The sequence below is a fragment of the Azospirillum oryzae genome, assembly GCF_900177515.1.
GTDB lineage: Bacteria > Pseudomonadota > Alphaproteobacteria > Azospirillales > Azospirillaceae > Azospirillum > Azospirillum oryzae_A.
Genome location: NZ_FXAK01000008.1, coordinates 322527 through 340222, shown reverse-complemented (window position 1 = coordinate 340222; position 17696 = coordinate 322527). Strand labels below are relative to the sequence as shown.

General features: G+C 69.1%; 15 protein-coding genes. 14 read left to right on the top strand and 1 reads right to left on the bottom strand.

Translation table 11 applies throughout. The features are described from left to right. Positions 1-8 precede the first annotated feature (8 nt). From B9N97_RS27575 to B9N97_RS27555, 5 genes are all read left to right on the top strand, one after another. Positions 9-992 carry a TRAP transporter substrate-binding protein gene (locus B9N97_RS27575; protein ID WP_085091024.1) on the top strand — a complete coding sequence of 328 codons (984 nt, stop codon included), beginning with the start codon at positions 9-11 and terminating at the stop codon, positions 990-992. A 193-nt stretch (positions 993-1185) separates the two neighbouring features. Beyond that, positions 1186-1788 carry a TRAP transporter small permease gene (locus tag B9N97_RS27570; protein WP_085091023.1) on the top strand — a complete coding sequence of 201 codons (603 nt, stop codon included), beginning with the start codon at positions 1186-1188 and terminating at the stop codon, positions 1786-1788. Further along, the gene (locus B9N97_RS27565) at positions 1785-3065 is read left to right on the top strand and encodes a TRAP transporter large permease (RefSeq protein ID WP_208621275.1); all 1281 of its coding nucleotides are present in this window, start codon (positions 1785-1787) and stop codon (positions 3063-3065) included. Before B9N97_RS27570 ends, B9N97_RS27565 begins: the two co-directional genes overlap by 4 nt. A 29-nt stretch (positions 3066-3094) precedes the next feature. Beyond that, entirely contained in the window at positions 3095-4312 is a 1218-nt protein-coding gene (locus B9N97_RS27560) for a CaiB/BaiF CoA transferase family protein (protein WP_085091022.1), read from the top strand. Beyond that, complete coding sequence (locus B9N97_RS27555) at positions 4309-5109, top strand: enoyl-CoA hydratase/isomerase family protein (protein WP_085091021.1); 801 nt, start codon at positions 4309-4311, stop codon at positions 5107-5109. Before B9N97_RS27560 ends, B9N97_RS27555 begins: the two co-directional genes overlap by 4 nt. A gap of 44 nt (positions 5110-5153) precedes the next feature. Here B9N97_RS27555 and B9N97_RS27550 read toward each other — a convergent pair whose 3' ends face one another. Continuing rightward, positions 5154-6110 carry a LysR family transcriptional regulator gene (locus B9N97_RS27550; RefSeq protein WP_244560961.1) on the bottom strand — a complete coding sequence of 319 codons (957 nt, stop codon included), beginning with the start codon at positions 6108-6110 and terminating at the stop codon, positions 5154-5156. Between the two features lie 186 nt (positions 6111-6296). Between B9N97_RS27550 and B9N97_RS27545 the strand changes: the two genes are divergently transcribed. The 9 genes from B9N97_RS27545 (at position 6297) to argE (ending at position 17684) form a co-directional block, all read left to right on the top strand. Next, complete coding sequence (locus B9N97_RS27545) at positions 6297-7709, top strand: MmgE/PrpD family protein (RefSeq protein ID WP_085091019.1); 1413 nt, start codon at positions 6297-6299, stop codon at positions 7707-7709. Positions 7710-8000: 291 nt separating this feature from the next. Next, a complete protein-coding gene (locus B9N97_RS27540; RefSeq protein ID WP_244560960.1) occupies positions 8001-9503 on the top strand; it encodes an ABC transporter substrate-binding protein in 1503 nt (500 codons plus the stop codon). A gap of 65 nt (positions 9504-9568) precedes the next feature. Further along, positions 9569-10525 carry an ABC transporter permease gene (locus B9N97_RS27535; RefSeq protein ID WP_085091018.1) on the top strand — a complete coding sequence of 319 codons (957 nt, stop codon included), beginning with the start codon at positions 9569-9571 and terminating at the stop codon, positions 10523-10525. A 1-nt stretch (position 10526) separates the two neighbouring features. Next, complete coding sequence (locus tag B9N97_RS27530; RefSeq protein ID WP_085091017.1) at positions 10527-11402, top strand: ABC transporter permease; 876 nt, start codon at positions 10527-10529, stop codon at positions 11400-11402. Between the two features lies 1 nt (position 11403). Continuing rightward, a complete protein-coding gene (locus tag B9N97_RS27525; protein WP_085091016.1) occupies positions 11404-13530 on the top strand; it encodes a dipeptide ABC transporter ATP-binding protein in 2127 nt (708 codons plus the stop codon). A gap of 106 nt (positions 13531-13636) precedes the next feature. Beyond that, on the top strand, positions 13637-14056 hold the full coding sequence (locus B9N97_RS27520) for a RidA family protein (protein ID WP_085091015.1): 420 nt from the start codon (positions 13637-13639) through the stop codon (positions 14054-14056). Between the two features lie 53 nt (positions 14057-14109). After that, positions 14110-15069, top strand: a complete 960-nt coding sequence (locus tag B9N97_RS27515) for an agmatinase (RefSeq protein ID WP_085091014.1) — start codon at positions 14110-14112, stop codon at positions 15067-15069. A gap of 22 nt (positions 15070-15091) precedes the next feature. After that, the gene (locus B9N97_RS27510) at positions 15092-16489 is read left to right on the top strand and encodes a formimidoylglutamate deiminase (protein WP_085091013.1); all 1398 of its coding nucleotides are present in this window, start codon (positions 15092-15094) and stop codon (positions 16487-16489) included. A gap of 31 nt (positions 16490-16520) precedes the next feature. Continuing rightward, complete coding sequence (argE, locus tag B9N97_RS27505; protein ID WP_085091012.1) at positions 16521-17684, top strand: acetylornithine deacetylase; 1164 nt, start codon at positions 16521-16523, stop codon at positions 17682-17684. Positions 17685-17696 lie beyond the last annotated feature (12 nt).

Sequence of the window (17696 nt, the reverse complement as noted above, 5' to 3'; positions counted from 1 at the left end):
GGACAGTCATGGGCTACACCAAGGCGCTGGTCGCGTCGATCCTGTTCGCCGGTTCGCTGATGGCGGGCGCGGTGCAGGCGCAGACCGAGATCAAGCTTGGCCATGTCGGGGAGCCGGGATCGCTGTTCGACCGCTCCAGCCAGGAATTCGCCCGCATCGCCAACGAGAAGCTGGGCGGCAAGGCCAAGGTGGTGGTCTTCGGCTCCAGCCAGCTCGGCGGCGATTCGGAGATGCTGAAGAAGCTGAAGCTCGGCACCATCGACCTGTCCCTGCCCTCCACCGTCATGTCGTCGGAGGTGCCGGTCTTCGGCCTGTTCGAGCTGCCCTACTTGGTCAAGGACCGCGACCACATGGCGCGCATCCGCGACGAGATCGTGACGCCCACCCTGGTGCCGGCGGCCGAAAAGGACGGCTTCCACATCCTCGGCGTGTGGGAGAACGGCTTCCGCCAGATCACCAACAGCAAGCGCCCGATCACCAAGCCGGAGGATCTCCAGGGCATCAAGCTGCGCGTGCCCCAGGGGGTGTGGCGGGTCAAGATGTTCAAGACCTATGGCGCCGACCCCAGCCCGCTCGCCTTCTCCGAGATCTTCGTGGCGCTCCAGACCGGGGTGATGGACGGCCAGGAAAACCCGCTGGCCCAGATCTACCCGGCCCGCTTCTACGAGGTGCAGAAGTACCTGTCGATGAGCGACCACGTCTACACCCCGGCCTATCTGACCGCCGGCCGCAGCTGGAAGAAATTCTCGCCCGAAATCCAGAAGGCGCTGACCGAGGCCGCGCGGGAAGTCCAGCCGACCGTCTACAAGATCGCCGCCGAAATGGACGAGGATCTGCTGAAGAAGCTGAAGGAGGCCGGGATGGAGGTCAATCAGGTGGACAGGGCCGCCTTCGTCAAGGCCAGCGCCGGCATCTACAAGAGCTTCGAGGACGAGGTTCCGCAGGGCGGCGAGCTGATCAAGAAGGCGCAGGCGCTGGCCAGCAAGTCCTAGAGTGTGATCGGTTCAAGCGGAAACGCTTGAAGCGTGAATCACACGGCAAACCAAAAGCTTAGAGCCTATCCGGTGCTTCAATAGGCACCAGATGGCCTCTAGGGCCGGCAATCCGCGGGGGCGGCCATCGGCTGCCTCCGCCCCAGCCCGCCGCCCCGTTTCAGCCACCCCCCTCCGGAGGGAACCCGTCGTGATGCTCGACCGTCTGCGCACCGGCTTCGAGTGGGTGCTCGAAACCATCGTCATCCTGCTCGTCTCCGCTCTGACCCTGCTCATCATCGCCGGCTTCGTCTGCCGCTATTTCGGAAGCTCGCTGACCTGGTACGACGAAGTGGCGTCGATCGGGCTGGCGTGGCTGACCTATTACGGCTCGGCGCTGGCCGCGCTGAAGGGCGCGCACATCGGCTTCCCCGGGCTGGTCAACGCGATGCCGCCGTCCTTCCGCCTGCTGGCGACTCTGTTCGCCGAGGCCTGCGTCTTCCTGTTCTTCGGCGTGCTCGCCTGGACCGGGTGGGAGGTGCTGATGGTGCTGGAAGGCGACACGCTGGTCAGCCTGCCGTCGGTGCCGCTGCAGCTGACCCAGTCGGTCATCCCGGTGGGCGCCGTGCTGTTCATGATCGCGGAAGCGCTGCGCCTCCCCAAGGTGCTGGCCGACGCCCGCGGCCACGGCTTCGTCGACCACGAGCTGGAGGACGCGCTGGGCGCCGATCTGGCCCGGCCGCAGCCGCCGCGGTCCACCACCAACGCCGCCCCGATCGCCCGCGCCACCGCCTATCCGGAAGGACCGCGCCCATGACCATCGGCTTCATGCTCAGCGGGCTGTTCGCCCTGGTCCTGCTCAACGTTCCGGTCGCCATCGCGCTCGGCCTCGTCGCCATGGCCGCCATCGTGGCGATCCAGGGGTCGGACAATCTGGTCAACGCGGCGCTGGTGATGTTCGACGGCGCCACCAACTTCCCGCTTCTGGCGATCCCGCTGTTCATCCTGGCCGGCGCCATCATGAACGCGTCGAGCATCTCGCGCCGGCTGGTCGCCTTCGCCTCCGCCCTGTTCGGCTTCGTCCGCGGCGGGCTGGCGATGGTGGTCATCGGCTCGTCGATGTTCTTCGCCGAGATCTCCGGCTCGGCGGTGGCCGGGGTGGCGGCGCTCGGCACCATCCTGATCCCGGCGATGAAGACGCGCGGCTATTCCAGGGAGTTCTCCGCCGCCATCTGCTCGTCGGCGTCGAGCCTCGCCATCATCATCCCGCCGTCGATCCCGATGATCCTCTACGCGGTGATGGCCGAGACGTCGGTGGTCAAGATGTTCGTCGCCGGCATCATCCCCGGCGTGATCGGCGCGGTCGGGCTGGCGGTCGCCGCCTACATCCAGGCGGTGCGCTACGATTTCCCGGTGGAAGAGCAGTTCCGCATCTCCCGCCTGCGCGAAACGGCGCGGGAGGCCGCCTGGGCCTTCCTGCTGCCGGTCATCATCCTGGGCGGCATCTTCGGCGGCTTCGTCACCGCGACGGAGGGCGCCGGGCTGGCGGTGGCGGCGGCGCTGTTCATCAGCATCGTCATCTACCGTGAACTCGACCTGCGCGAGCTGCGCAAGGCCTGCCTGGACGGCGGCGTGCAGACCGCGGTGGTGATGCTGCTGGTCGCGGCGTCGGCGCTGATCGGCACCTTCCTGACCGAGGCGCAGCTGCCCCAGGCGCTCGCCCGCAGCATCAGCGGGATCACCACCAACAAATACGCCGTGCTGGCGCTGCTGAACGTCGCCTTCCTGATCCTGGGCATGTTCCTGCATTCGGCGGCGGCGATCATCCTGGTGGTCCCGATCGTCATGCCGCTGATCCACGCGGTCGGCATCGACCCGGTGCATTTCGGGCTGGTGGTGACGCTGAACCTCGCCATCGGGCAGCAGACCCCGCCGGTGGCCAGCGTCCTGATCGCCGCCTGCTCCATCGCCCGCACCGACATCTGGGAAACCACCAAGGTCAACCTGCCCTTCATCGGCGTCCTGCTGCTGGTGCTGGCGATCTGCACCTATGTGCCCGGCCTCTCGCTGGGACTGGTCGACCTGTTCTACTGAAACACACCAACGCCGAGGACGATTGAGCGATGGCCGATACGGAACAACGGCGCACGGGCGGACCGCTCGCCGGCATCAAGGTGGTGGAGCTGGCCCACATCATGGCCGGCCCGGTCTGCGGCCTGATGCTGGCCGACATGGGGGCCGACGTGGTGAAGGTGGAGAAGATCCCCGGCGGCGACGACAGCCGCCGCATGGTGCCGCCGACCATCAACGACGAATCCGCCGCCTACATGGCGATGAACCGCAACAAGCGCGGCATCGCGCTGGACCTGAAGACCGACGACGGCAAGCAGGTGCTGCGCCGCCTCATCGCCGGCGCCGACGTGGTGATCGAGAACTACCGCCGCGGCACCATGGAGAAGCTGGGCTTCGGCTACGAGGCGATGCGCGCCATCAACCCCGGCATCGTCTTCTGCGAGATCTCCGGCTTCGGGCGCAGCGGACCGCTGGCCGACCGCGGCGGCTTCGACCTGATCGCCCAGGGCATGAGCGGGCTGATGAGCATCACCGGCGAAGGCCCCGGCCGGCCGCCGGTGAAGGTCGGCGCCCCGGTGACCGACATCACCGCCGGGCTGCTGGGCGCCATGGGCGTCATGGCGGCGCTGGTCGAACGCCAGCGCACCGGCGAGGGGCAGCGGGTCGACACCTCGCTGTTCGAGGCGGGGATCATCCACACCTACTGGCAGTCGGCGATCCGCTTCGCCACCGGGGTCAGCCCGGGTCCGATGGGCTCGGCCCACCCGCTGAACGGCCCCTATCAGGCCTTCCCCACCGCCGACGGCTGGATCAACATCGGCGCCGCCAACCAGACCAACTGGCTGCGCCTGACCGAGGCGCTGGACGCGCGTTCCCTGCAGGACGATCCGCGCTTCGCCGACAACCCCGGCCGCATGCGCCATCTGGCGGAACTGGACGAGCTGCTGTCCGCCATCCTGCGCCGCCGCACCACGGCCGAGTGGCTGGCGGTCCTGGAGGCGGCCGGCGTCCCGGCCGGGCCGGTGCTGAGCATCGCCGACATGCACGAACACCCGCACACGCTGGCCCGCGCCATGGTGGTGGAGGTGGAGCACAGCCGGGCCGGGCCGGTGAAGACGCTCGGCCTGCCGATCAAGTTCTCCCGCACCCCCGGCGGCGTGCGCGGCCCGGCCCCGGCCTTCGGCGAACACAGCCGGGCGGTGCTGGCCGAACTCGGCTACGATCAGGACGCCGTCGAGGCGATGGAGCGGGCACGGGTGGTGGCATGACCGGAACCGATGGAACGATGACGGACGAACTGCTCTACGAGGTGCGCGACGGCATCGCCCGCGTCACCTTCAACCGGCCCCATGCGCGCAACGCCCTGACCTTCGCCATGTACGAAAGGCTGGCGTCGGTCTGCGCCGAGGTCGACGACACCCCGGACATCCGCGCGATGCTGCTGACCGGCGCCGGCGACAAGGCCTTCGCCGCCGGCACCGACATCTCCCAGTTCCGCAGCTTCAGGACGGCGGAGGACGCCCTGGCCTACGAAGCGCGGATCGACCGCGTGCTTGGAACCCTGGAGCGCTGCCGGGTGCCGACCATCGCCGCGGTCGCCGGGGCCTGCACCGGCGGCGGGGCCGGCATCGCCGCCGCCTGCGACCTGCGGATCGGCGCGGCGAACGCAAAATTCGGCTTCCCCATCGCACGCACCCTGGGCAATTGCCTGTCGATGAACAACTACGCCCGACTGTCGGCGCTGATCGGTCCCGCCCGCGTCACCGAGATGATCTTCACCGCCCGCCTGATCGAGGCCGACGAGGCGAAGGCCATCGGCCTGCTGTCGGAGGTCGTCGCCGACGCGGCGGCGCTGGCGGAGCGCGCCGAGACGCTCGCCCGCATCGTGGCCTCCCACGCGCCCCTGACCCTGCGCGCGACCAAGGAGGCGCTGCGCCGGCTCCGGCAGGGTGGCGATCCGGGGACCGGGGAGGATCTGGTCGTGATGTGCTACACGAGCGCGGACTTCCGCGAGGGGATGGACGCCTTCCTGAACAAGCGCCCACCCCGCTGGCGGGGCGAATAGATCCGCTCACGAAGCGGGGCTTCAGGGGCACCGGTGCGGTTCGCTCAGCGTCGGATCATTGGCTTGAGCCAGGGCGAGATGGCGAAGACGTCGGTGAAATATCCCTGCTTGATGACCGCGCATCCCGCCTTGTGGATGTTGGCGGGCAGCGAGCCCAGCTCCCCCTTCCGGGTCACCACATGGATCGAGCGGCGGAACCCGGAGGTCGGCAACGGCAGCACGCGCATATGGTTCAGGTGCTGACGGCTTTTCACCAGCGCGGTCGGCGGAAGCAGGCTCCATCCCATCTCTTCCGCCACCATCGCCATCACGGTGTCGGTGGCGTCGAAGGCGAAGCTGCGCGGCACCTCCATGCCCAAGCGCCGCAGATGCTGATCCACCAGCCGGCCGAGCGCGCTGTCCGTCGTGCTGCGGATCAGCGGCAGCGTCCGGGACAGCGCCCGCAGGGCGGCTTCATCGACGACCTCGGGACAGCTGCGCGGCAGCAGCAACACGAAGGGTTCGGTGAGCAGGCACAGGCTGTCCACCTGGTCCATGTCGTCGAAGCTGTCGTTGGTGAACAGCACGTCCAGCCGGCGGGCGAGGAACTGTTCGCGCAGCTGCCCGCACAGGCCCGACGCGATGCTGAAGGACGGAACATTGTCGCGCAGCCGCTGAAGCAGCCGGGGAATGAAGGGTGCCGCCAGCGTATCGATGCAGCCGATGCGCAGTTCCGGCATGAAGGGCGCGTCCGTTCCGCCGATCGCCGCCGGCAATTGCCGCGCATCGGTCAGGATGCGGTTGCTCCAGTGCCAAAGCCGCTGCCCGGCGGCCGTCAGCGCCATGGGCCTGATGCTGCGGTCGAGCAGTTGGGTGGCGAAGGCGGTTTCCAGCTGCCGCACCACATGCGACACCGCCGATTGCGTCAGTCCGAGCCGGCCGGCGGCGCGGGTCATGCTTCCCAGCTCGGCAACGGCGACGAACACTTCCAGGGATCCCAGGTCGAAGTCGCGGTGATGCATGGGGCTCCCATCTTCGGGGTCGGTGGCGGCTGCTTCCTGCATACTATCTTATGCCCGATCTTATGCCCGATGCTCTCATGAATGCCGCTCATGCCGACCATGAAATAATTTTCTCCGGCTGACGGTAACCGTGACTTTCGCGGCAGCCTTGGGACCCTGCCTGCCAGTCCCGCCGGAGACCCTGCCATGACGCTGCTGCCCCCTGACGATCTCCCCTCCCCCACCGCCGCCGCCCGGCAGATCGGCGATTGGGTGGCGGGGTTGCGACGATGCGATGTGCCGGAAGCGGCCTCTGCCGTCGCGCTGGACTGCATCGTCGACACGCTGGGAGTGGCGCTCGCCGGGACCGGGGAGGCGGCCGCCCGGCTGGCGGCGGACGACGCGCTGGAAAGCTATGCCGCGGGACCATCGCGGCTGCTGACCGGTGGCCGCCTGTGCGCGGAGGGTGCCGCCTTCGCCAATGTCGCAGCCGCCCATGCGCTGGATTTCGACGACAACAGCTATGCCGGCTTCGTCCACGGCTCCGCCGTCGTGGTGCCGACGGCGCTGGCGATGGTCGAGGCGGCCGGCGGTACGGGGAGCGATCTGCTCACCGCCGTCGTGGCCGGCGCGGAGGCGCAATATGCCTTGGCGGAGGCGGTCGGCAACGGTGTCTATCATGCCGGCTGGTGGACCACCGCGCTGTTCGGCACCGTCGGCGCCACCGCCGCCGCCGCAAGGGCCCTCGGTCTGGACGGACGGACGGCGGCCGATGCCATCGCCTTTGCACTGTGCGGGACCGGGGGTTTGCGCGCCTGCTTCGGCACAGGTGCCAAGCCGCTGCTCGCCGCACAGGCCGCGGCGAACGGCGTGCGGGCCGCCCGGCTGGCTGCGCGGGGCCTGACCGTGCCCCATGCGGTGGTGGAGGATCCGCGCGGTTTCGCCCGCCTGATTGCGGCCGGCCGCTTCGATCCGACCGCCCTGGAGGCGCTCGGCCAACGCTGGCGCCTGCTCGACCCCGGCATCGACACCAAGCTCTATCCGGTTTGCCTGTCCGCCCATGCCGCCATCGACGCGGTGCGCGACCTGATGGCGGAGCGGGGGCTCACACCCGGCGACATCCGGATCGTCAACTGCCGGGTCCCGCCGGTGGTCGCCGCCAACCTGACCTACGACCGTCCGATGACTGCGGGAGAAGCCCGCTTCAGCCTGCCTTTCGCGGTGGCCTGCGCGATGCTGCACGGAACGCTGGCGCTGGACCATCTCGATGAGACGGCACTCGCCGACCCGGAGCTGCGCCAAGCCATCGGGCGTGTCCATATGACGGCCGATCCGGAATGGAACGCCGATCCCGACCGCGCCCGCAGCGCGCCGGAGGGCGCCGAGGTGAGCATCGAGACGACCTCTGGGGAGCGCTTCGTCCGCTTCTGCGCCTCTGCGCGCGGCACGGTGGCCCGCCCGCTGTCGGCGGCGGAGCATTCGGCCAAGTTCCTGATCTGCGCCGCCCGCGCGGTCGGGCCGGGCGGCGCGGAACGCCTCCACCGGAAATTGCGCCGGCTGGAGGCGGAGTCCGACCTGTCCAGCCTGTTCGACCTTGCCCACCATGGCGGCTGTTCATGATGTCGATGAAAATCGGTCATGATGGGTATGCCGGTCGGTCGGCGGCGGCCTGCTTTTTCGGCAAGCGGGGCCATCGAACCATTCGCGAAAAGCACAGGAAAACCAGGGGTTTCATCGAGAGTGCGCTGCACAAAATCTATGCGCATCGACTGCCTGCCTAAGTTTTAGCCCGTCCGCCGCCCGGTTTGTCGTCGTCCCGCCGCCCTTTCCTCCGGCTGCGGCCCTGTGAGACCGTTTCGATCAAGCGGAAACCAAGGTCCGCCGTAAGGACCGGCAAACAGAGGGGCTTTCATGATGATGCGACGTTTGGTGGCACGGGCCGTGCTCTCGGCCATCCTCCTGTCCGGGACGGCCATGTCGGTCCAGGCCGCGGGCACGCTCAAGGTTTCGGTGGATTCGAACCTGAACACGCTCGACCCCGCCAAGATGAAGGGCGGCCAGGAGTATGTCGCCGCCTATCTGATCTTCAACGGCCTGACCGTCATCGGCCACGACATGACGGTGAAGCCCGATCTGGCCGAACGCTGGGAGCACAGCGACGACCTGAAGACCTGGACCTTCCACCTGCGCAAGGGCGTGAAGTTCCACAACGGCAAGGACCTGGAGGCCGAGGACGTCGTCGCCACCATCGCCCGCATCCAGGACAAGGCGACCGGCTCCACCGCCCGCGTCAATTTCGAGATCGTGGAGTCGATGAAGGCGCTGGACCCGCTGACCGTCCAGTTCCAGTTGAAGACCCCCTATGCCGGCTTCGCCGAACTGTTCGGCGAACGGCAGGCGCGCATCGTGCCGCGCGACGCCATCGACACGCTGGCTTCCAAGCCGGTCGGCACCGGCCCGTTCGAATTCGTCTCCTTCGCCCCCGGCGACCGCGTCGTCCTGAAGCGCAACCCCAACTATTTCGAACCCGGCCTGCCGAAGCTGGACGAGGTGGTGGTGCGCATCCTGCCGGAACCGGCGGCCCAGGTGGCGGCGCTCACCACCGGCGAGCTTGATCTGGTGTGGAACCTGCCGCTGGAGGCCATCGACAAGGTCAAGGCCGACCCGAACCTCAAGATCGATTCCGTCCCGACCTCGACCTGGGACGGCGTCATCATGAACAACAAGGTGAAGCCCTTCGACGATCCGCGCGTGCGCAAGGCGGTGGCGATGGCGCTCGACAAGCAGGCGATCACCCAGATCGCGCTGTTCGGCAACGGCACCCCGACCCATTCGCCGATCCCGCCGAGCCACCCCTACTACAACAAGGACCTGAAGATCGCCAAGGGCGACCCGGCCGGGGCCAAGAAGCTGCTGGCCGAGGCCGGCTATCCCAACGGCTTCGAGATCACGCTGCACACGCCGGCCGGCCGCGCCACCCGCGAACGTCTCGGCCTCGCCGTGCGCGAACTGCTGAAGCCGGCGGGCATCACCGTCAACGTCCAGCGCGTGCCCTTCGACGTCTTTCTGAAGGACATCGAAGGCAAGGCCGGCTTCTACATCGACGGCTTCTTCAGCCGCCCGACCATCGATACCTCGGTCTATCCCTGGTACCACTCGCAGGGGTCGTGGAACACAGCGCTGTGGAACTACTCCAATCCCAAGATGGACACGCTGCTCGACAGCGCCCGTCAGGCGAAAAGCGATGAGGAGGCCAAGTCGCTCTACGGCCAGGTCCAGGCGCTGGCGGTGGAGGATTCGCCCGGCGTCATCCCCTACGTCATCAACCACATCAACGGCCTCAGCACCAAGGTGCACGGGTTCCATTCGCACCCGATGATGTTCCTCGACCTGCGCGACGTGTCGGTCGACTGAGGCCGACCGGAGACCGGCCGCGTCCATGGCGGCCGGTTTCCCTCCTCCTTCCGGGGATGCTGCCCATGCTTGCCTACACTTTGACCCGTCTCGTCTATCTGGCGCTGGTCCTGGCCGTGATGTCGGTCCTGATCTTCCTGGTGACGCAGGCGATGCCCGGCGACGTCGCCTCGATGATCGCCGGCCAGTTCGCCTCGAAGGAGGTGGTGGACGCCATCGCGGTCAAGCTCGGGCTGGACCAGCCGCTGATCGTTCAGTACGGGCAGTGGGCGGCCGGCATCCTGCGCGGCGACCTCGGCCGCTCGCTGGTGCTGGAACAGCCCATCGCTCCCATCCTGATGGAGGCGCTGGCCCGCTCGCTGGTGCTGGCCGTCGTGGCCCTGGCGGTGGTGGCGGTGGTCGGCATCGGGCTCGGCGTCCTGGCGGCGGTGCGGCGCGGCAAGCTGACCGACCAGCTGGTTTCCGGCGTCTCCTACCTCGGCATTGCCGTCCCCGACTTCTTCTGGGCCATCGTGCTGGTGCTGATCTTCGGCAGCTACATGAAGCTGCTGCCGACCGGCGGCTATGCCCCGCTCTCCGACGGTTTCCTGCCCTGGGCCTCGCATCTGGTGCTGCCGGTCGTCACGCTGGTGCTGATGCTGCTGGCCCGCATCGCCCGGCTGACGCGCTCCAGCATGATCGACGTGCTGCAGACCAACTACGTGAAGTTCGCCCGCGCCAAGGGCATGCCGGAATCGGTGGTCATCCTGCGCCATGCGCTGAAGAACGCGCTGCTGCCGACCATCACCGTGCTCGCCATCGACTTCGGCCTGATCCTGGGCGGCGTGGTGGTGATCGAGACGATCTTCTCCTATCCGGGGATGGGCCGGCTGCTGCTGTTCGCCATCCAGCGCCACGACCTGCCGCTGATCCAGGCGACGATCCTGGTGGTCTCCGCCGCCTACTGCCTCGCCAACCTGACCGCCGATTTGCTCTACGCCTATGTGAACCCGAAGATCCGCCACGGCATGAAGGCCGCCTGACATGACCGATGCGACTCCCGTCCGACCGGCCCCCGTCCAACTGGCTCCGCGCCGGCGCCTGCCGTCCCTGCCCGTCTCGCTGATCGTCGGACTGGTCCTGCTCGCTCCGCTGTTGGTGGCCGCCGTCGCCGGTTCCTGGATCGCCCCCTATCCCTATGACGAGATGAACATCATGAGCCGGCTGCAGCCGCCGGGGGCCGAGTTCTGGTTCGGCACCGACGAGTTCGGCCGCGACGTGTTCAGCCGCACCCTGGTCGGCACCGGCAGTTCCCTGGTGATGGGCGTCGCCGCCACGGCGCTCAGCCTGCTGGCCGGCGTGCCGCTGGGGCTGATCGCCGGCTACAAGGGCGGGCGCATCGGCGAGGCGATCATGCGGGCCATGGACGTGCTGATGTCCTTCCCGCCGATCCTGCTGGGCATCCTGGTTCTGGCCGTCACCCAGCCGGCGCAATGGAAGGCCATCGTCGCCATCGGCATCGTCTATGTGCCGCAGGTGGTCCGCCTGACCCGGGCCATCACGCTGGAGCTGATGCAGGAGGAGTTCATCACCGCCGCCCGCCTGCGCGGAGAGAACGCCGCCTACATCCTCTTCCATGAAATCCTGCCGAACATCTGGCCGCCGCTGGCGGTGGAAGCCAGCCTGCGCGTGGTCTTCGCCATCCTGCTCGGCGCCTCGCTCAGCTTCATCGGCATGGGGGCGCAGCCGCCCTCCTCCGACTGGGGCCTGATGATCAGCGAGGCGCGGCCCTTCGTGGAACAGGCGCCCTGGATCGCGCTGTGCCCCGGCTTCGCGCTCGCCACCGCGGTGATCGGCATCAACCTGCTGGGCGACGGGCTGCGCGCCCTGCTCGACCCGCGCAACACGGGAGCGCACTGAAATGATGACCGCTCCGCAAGCCCGCCCGGCCGTCCCCCCGGTGACCGCTGCGGCGTCCGCGCCAGAGCCGGCGCCGCTGCTCGACGTCCGCGGCCTGACCATCAGCTACGGCAACGCCCGCGGCACGCTGCGCGCTGCCAGCGACGTCGGCTTCGCCATCCGTCCCGGCGAGGTGATGGGTCTGGTCGGTGAATCCGGATCGGGCAAGAGCACCATCGCCATGGCCATCCTCGACCTGCTGGGCGGGGGCGGCCGGGTGGAGTCCGGCGAGATCCTGTTCGACGGCACCGACCTGCGCCGGCTGTCCGCGCCGGAGCGCCGGGCCCTGCGCGGCGACCGCATCGCCGCCGTCTTCCAGGACCCCTTCACCTCGCTGAACCCGGCATTGACCGTCGGCCGCCAGATCGCCGAGCCGCTGATCCAGCACAAGGGCTTCTCCCCCCGGCAGGCGGCGGCGCGGGTGCAGGATCTGCTGTCGGAGGTCGGCATCCGCGATCCCCGCCGCGTCGCCGCCGCCTACCCGCACGAACTGTCGGGCGGCATGCAGCAGCGGGCGCTGATCGCCACCGCGCTGGGCTGCGAGCCGAAGCTGCTGATCCTCGACGAGCCGACCACCGCGCTCGACGTGACGGTGGAGGCCCGCATCATCGACCTGCTGGCCAAGCTGTGCGACAGCCATCGGCTCAGCGCGCTGTTCGTCTCCCACAATCTCGGCATCGTCAACCGCATCTGCCAGACCGTCACCGTCCTCTATGGCGGGCTGGTGGTGGAGACGGGGCCGACCGGCCGCGTGCTGTCCCGCCCGGCCCATCCCTACAGCAAAGGACTGGTCGCCGCCCTGCCGCGCATCACCGCCGGCCGGCGCCACCGCCTGCCGTCGATCCCCGGCACGGTCGCCAAGCTTTCCGGGCCGCCCGCCGCCTGCGTCTTCGCCCCGCGCTGCCCCTTCGCCGAGGAGGCCTGCCGCAGCCGGCCGCAGGCGATGCTGACGGACGCGGCCGGCGACGGCGTGCGCTGCTGGAAGGCCGACGCGCTGGCCGGCATCCCCTGGCCGGATGAGGATGCCGGCATTGCCCGCGATCCGAAGAAGGCGCAGCCGCGCTCTGCCCCGCTGGTGGAGGTCGACCATCTGCGCAAGATCTACGGCGCCAACCGTTCCATCCTGCCCTGGCTGCGCCGGGCCGGCACCGTGGCGGTGGAGGATGTCTCCTTCACCGTCGGCCGCGGCGAGGTGGTGGGCGTGGTCGGCGAAAGCGGCAGCGGCAAGAGCACCATCGGCCGCGCCCTGCTGGCGCTGACCGAGCCCAGCGCCGGCACCGTGCTGTTCGACGGGGCCGACCTGACCCGGCGGGTGCGGCAAGGCGACCAGGATCTGCGCCGGCGCGCCCAGCTGGTCTTCCAGAATTCCGCCGCCTCGCTGAACCCGCGCAAGACGGTGGGGGATGCCATGGACCGGCCGCTGGTGCTGGCCGGCCGGGCGGACGCGGAGGAGCGGCGCAAGACCGTCGCCGGCCTGCTGACCCGTGTCGGGCTGCCGTCCGCCTACGCCGACCGCTATCCGCACGAGCTGAGCGGCGGCGAACGCCAGCGCGTCAACATCGCCCGTGCGCTCGCCACCGATCCGGACTTCGTCGTCTGCGATGAGGCGGTGTCGGCGCTCGACGTCTCGGTCCAGGCCAACATCCTGAACCTGCTGGCCGAACTGCGCGACGAGATGGGGCTGTCCTACCTCTTCATCACCCACGACATCGCCGTGGTGTCGCACATCGCCGACCGCGTGCTGGTCGTCTATGGCGGCACCATCTGCGAGGAGGGTCCGACCGGCCGCGTGCTCCGCCCGCCCTACCATCCCTATACCGAGGCGCTGCTGTCCGCGGTGCCGCGGCTGGCCGAGGATGGGCAGGAGACGCCGCGGATCCTGCTGGAGGACGCGGCCCCCACCCCCGGCGGGCAGGGTTGCGCCTTCGCCGCCCGCTGCCCGCGCAAGCTGGGTGCGGTCTGCGACGAGCAGGCTCCGCCGGTTCACCGGACGGACGACGGCCACCGCATCGCCTGCCACATCCCGCTGGCGACGCTGGCCGAACGCGCCGCGGTCTTCCCGGAACTGGCCGGCGACGCGCCGCACTGACCGGGCCGTTTCCGAAGATTTTTCCAGCCGGCGCACCCGAACGGGACCGCCGCACGCCACCCCCTTGCCTGCTTACCCAACCCCGAACCTGACCAGGGCTTCCGCCATGACCGTCCACACCCGCATCCGCCAGTTCAACACCAAGAAGACCTATCCCGAGCAGTCGATCGACAACGACCTGTGCCAGACCGTCGTCGCGCGCGGCACCATGGTCTTCGTCCGCGGCCAGATCGGCCAGAATCTCGACACCAGCGAAAGCGTCGCCGTCGGCGATGCCGCCGGCCAGACCGAGCAGGCGATGTCCAACATCAAGATGCTGCTGGAGGAGGCCGGGTCGTCGCTGGAGCACATCTGCAAGATCACCGTCTACATCACCGATCCGCGCTACCGCGAGCCGGTCTACCGCACCATCGGCAAGTGGCTGAAGGGCGTCTATCCGGTGTCCACCGGCATCGTGGTCAGCGCGCTCGCCCGCCCGGAATGGGTGGTGGAGGTCGATGCGACCGCGGTGATCCCCGACGCCTGAGGCTCCGGTCCTGCCGCCAACCGTCCCGCCAACCGAAAAGAAGAACCGCCGCCATGAGCACCAGCCTGACCAACCCGCCGCGCCGCGAACTGCAGAGCTTCCTCGACTTCCCGATCTGCACCGACATCGACCAGCTCGACGGCCATATCGGCATCCTCGGCATTCCCTACGGCGATCCCTATTCGATCGACGAGGTGACCAACGACCAGACCAACGCCCCGACCTGGGTGCGCCGCTACACCGAGCGGGCGCTGCGCAAGCTGGAGCGCTGGGACTTCGACATCGGCGGTCCGCTGCTGGGCGGCAAGGACATCAAGGTGGTGGATTGCGGCGACGTGAAGGCCGACGCCCGCGACCTCGACCTGCATTACCGCAATGCCGAGGCGGTGGTGCGCCGGATGCTGGCCAAGGGCATGCTGCCCATCGTCATCGGCGGCGACCACGGCATCCCGATCCCGGTGCTGCGCGCCTATGACGACCAGGGGCCGATCACCCTGGTCCACATCGATGCGCATCTCGATTGGCGCGACGACGTGAACGGCGCCCGCAACGGCTATTCCAGCCCGATCCGCCGCGCCGCCGAGATGGACCATATCGGCCAGATCTTCCAGATCGGCCTGCGCTCCGCCGGTAGCGCCCGGCCGGAAGAGGTCGAAGCGGCGATTTCCTACGGCGCGGTGCTGGTCCCCGACGTCGAGTTGCAGGAGATCGGCATGAAGGCGGTGCTCGACCGCATTCCCGACGGCGGCCGCTATTACCTGACCATCGACGCCGACGGCATGGACCCGACCATCATGCCGGCGGTCAACGGCCCGGCGCCGGGCGGCGTCACCTATCCGCAGATCCGCACGCTGATCCACGGGCTGGTGGCCAAGGGCCGCGTCGTCGGCATGGACATCGTGGAGATCACGCCGAAGAAGGACCTCAACGGCATCACCGCGATCACCGCCGGCCGCATCATCTGCAACCTGATCGGCAAGACCATCCAGGCCGGATATTTCGACGCCAAGTGACGGGAATGGGGAGCATGGAACGATGACCGCCGCGCGCCGGCTCGACCGGCTGTTCTGCGACCGGGCGCTGCTGGCCGACGGCTGGGCGTCGGGCGTGCTTCTGCGCTTCGATGAACGGGGGGTGATCGCCGCCGTCGAAGCGGGGTTGGACAAGCCGCCCGCCGGGGTGGAGCGGGCCGGCGGGCCGGTCATCCCCGGCATGCCCAACCTGCACAGCCACGCCTTCCAGCGGGCGATGGCCGGTCTGACCGAGCGCGCCGGGCCGGCCGAGGACAGCTTCTGGACATGGCGGGAGGTGATGTACGGCTTCGTCCGCCGCATCGACCCCGACGGGCTCCAGGCGGTGGCGGCGATGGCCTATGCCGAGATGCTGGAGCGGGGCTATACCTCGGTGGCGGAGTTCCACTACCTCCACCACGCGCCAGACGGCCGGCCCTATGCCGATCCGGCCGAGATGTCGATGCGCATCCTGGCCGCGGCGGACGCCACCGGCATCGGGCTGACCCATCTGCCGGTGCTCTACGCTCAGGGCGGCTTCGGCGGACAGCCGGCGGGCGAGGGGCAGCGGCGCTTCCTCAACACGCCCGACCGGCTGCTGGACATCGCCGCCGCCTGCCGCGCGGCACCCGGCGACCATCGCGTCGGTCTGGCTTTGCATTCCCTGCGCGCGGTTTCGCCGGAGGCCGCCGAGGCGGCGCTGGACGGACTGTCGGCGCTCGATCCCACGGCCCCGGTCCACATCCATGTCGCCGAGCAGACGGCGGAGGTCGATGCCTGCCTCTCCTGGTCGGGACGGCGGCCGGTGGAATGGCTGCTCGACCGCGGCTGGCCGGGGCCGTCCTGGTGCCTCGTCCACGCCACCCACGTCACCCCGGCGGAGGTGGCGGGCATCGCGGCCTCGGGCGCCGTCGCGGGACTCTGTCCGACGACGGAAGCCGACCTCGGCGACGGGCTGTTCCCGGCGCGCGACTTCCTGGCGCAGGGCGGCCGGTTCGGCATCGGGTCCGACAGCCAGATCGTCATTGACGTGGCGGAGGAGCTGCGCCTGCTGGAATTCGGACAGCGGCTGTCCGCAAGACGGCGCAACCTGCTGGGACCAGGGCCGGGGGCCTCGACCGGGGCGGCGCTCTACCGGGCGGCGGCGGCCGGGGGTGCGCAAGCGCTCGGCCTGCCGGAACCGGCGGGCGGTCTCAAGGCCGGACAGCGCGCCGACCTCGTCGCGTTGAACCCGGACGATCCACGCCTTTACGGCCGCAGCGACGACACGCTTCTCGACACCTATGTCTTCGCCGGCTCCCGCAATCCCGTGCGCGACGTCTTCGCGGGCGGACGGCGGGTGGTTCGAGATAGCCGGCATGTCGATGCCGATGCGATCCGCGACGGCTGGCGCCGCGCCGTCGACCGGCTGCAGGCCGCCTGATTGAAATTTCGAACGAACAGGGACGATCCGGATGACGGCGACCATCGACATCCTCGACCGGCTGGTGGCCTTCAACACCGTCAGCCGCGACAGCAACCTCGACCTGATCCGCTGGGTGCAGGAGCGGCTGGAAGCCGCCGACGCGACGACATGGCTGGTGCCGAGCGAGGACGGGCGCAAGGCCAACCTGTTCGCGACGCTGGGGCCGGCGGACCGTCCCGGCGTCCTGCTGTCCGGGCACAGCGACGTGGTGCCGGTCGAAGGGCAGGCCTGGACGAGCGACCCCTTCCGGCTGACCCGCCGCGACGGCAAGCTGTACGGCCGGGGCACCGCCGACATGAAGGGCTTCATCGCCGCCGCACTCGCCCTGTTCGACCGCGCCGCCGCCCAGCATGCCACCGGCCGGACCCTGTCCCAGCCGCTGCATCTGGCCCTGTCCTATGACGAGGAGGTCGGCTGCCTCGGCGTTCGCCGCTTGATCGAGATGATGGCAGCATTGCCCGTCCGTCCGCGCTTCTGCATCGTCGGCGAGCCGACCGGCATGCAGGTGGTCACCGCCCACAAGGGCAAGACCGCCCTGCGCGCCGAGTGCCACGGCGTCGAATGCCATTCGAGCCTGGCGCCGCAGGGCCTGAACGCCATCCACATGGCAAGCGACCTGCTGACCGGCCTGCGCCGCATCCAGAATCGATTGAGTGACGAAGGCGCCCATGACAACGCCTATGACGTGCCCTGGACCACCATCCATGCCGGGGTCATCCAAGGGGGCGAGGCGCTGAACATCGTGCCGCACCGCTGCCGTCTCGACTTCGAGATCCGCCATCTGCCGCAGGATCCGGTGGAACCGCTGCTGGACGGCATCAGGGCGGAGGCCGACGCCATCGTCCGGCGCCTGCGTCCCGATTTCCCGACCGCCGGGCTGACCATCGCCGAGTTGTCCAGTTATCCGGCGCTCGACACCGACGGCACCGCCGAGGTTGTCGCCTTCGTCAAGTCGCTGACCGGCGGCAACAGCACCGGCAAGATCTCCTTCGGCACGGAAGGCGGACTGTTCCAGCAACGGCTGTCGATGCCCACCGTGGTGTGCGGCCCCGGCAGCATCGGCGAGGCCCACAAGCCCGACGAGTTCATCGCCGAGGACCAGTTGGCCGCCTGCGACCGGATGCTGGACGCACTGCTCGCCCAGCTCGCCTGACGGCGGGCGGCG

Bases quoted from the DNA above. Each gene is read 5' to 3' on its own strand.
- B9N97_RS27555 (WP_085091021.1), top strand. From the start codon at position 4,309: ATGACCGGAACCGATGGAACGATGACGGACGAACTGCTCTACGAGGTG.
- B9N97_RS27575 (WP_085091024.1), top strand. From the start codon at position 9: ATGGGCTACACCAAGGCGCTGGTCGCGTCGATCCTGTTCGCCGGTTCG.
- B9N97_RS27520 (WP_085091015.1), top strand. From the start codon at position 13,637: ATGACCGTCCACACCCGCATCCGCCAGTTCAACACCAAGAAGACCTAT.
- B9N97_RS27560 (WP_085091022.1), top strand. From the start codon at position 3,095: ATGGCCGATACGGAACAACGGCGCACGGGCGGACCGCTCGCCGGCATC.
- B9N97_RS27540 (WP_244560960.1), top strand. From the start codon at position 8,001: ATGATGATGCGACGTTTGGTGGCACGGGCCGTGCTCTCGGCCATCCTC.
- B9N97_RS27535 (WP_085091018.1), top strand. From the start codon at position 9,569: ATGCTTGCCTACACTTTGACCCGTCTCGTCTATCTGGCGCTGGTCCTG.
- B9N97_RS27565 (WP_208621275.1), top strand. From the start codon at position 1,785: ATGACCATCGGCTTCATGCTCAGCGGGCTGTTCGCCCTGGTCCTGCTC.
- B9N97_RS27525 (WP_085091016.1), top strand. From the start codon at position 11,404: ATGATGACCGCTCCGCAAGCCCGCCCGGCCGTCCCCCCGGTGACCGCT.
- B9N97_RS27515 (WP_085091014.1), top strand. From the start codon at position 14,110: ATGAGCACCAGCCTGACCAACCCGCCGCGCCGCGAACTGCAGAGCTTC.
- B9N97_RS27550 (WP_244560961.1), bottom strand. From the start codon at position 6,110: ATGCATCACCGCGACTTCGACCTGGGATCCCTGGAAGTGTTCGTCGCC.
- B9N97_RS27530 (WP_085091017.1), top strand. From the start codon at position 10,527: ATGACCGATGCGACTCCCGTCCGACCGGCCCCCGTCCAACTGGCTCCG.
- B9N97_RS27570 (WP_085091023.1), top strand. From the start codon at position 1,186: ATGCTCGACCGTCTGCGCACCGGCTTCGAGTGGGTGCTCGAAACCATC.
- B9N97_RS27545 (WP_085091019.1), top strand. From the start codon at position 6,297: ATGACGCTGCTGCCCCCTGACGATCTCCCCTCCCCCACCGCCGCCGCC.
- argE (WP_085091012.1), top strand. From the start codon at position 16,521: ATGACGGCGACCATCGACATCCTCGACCGGCTGGTGGCCTTCAACACC.
- B9N97_RS27510 (WP_085091013.1), top strand. From the start codon at position 15,092: ATGACCGCCGCGCGCCGGCTCGACCGGCTGTTCTGCGACCGGGCGCTG.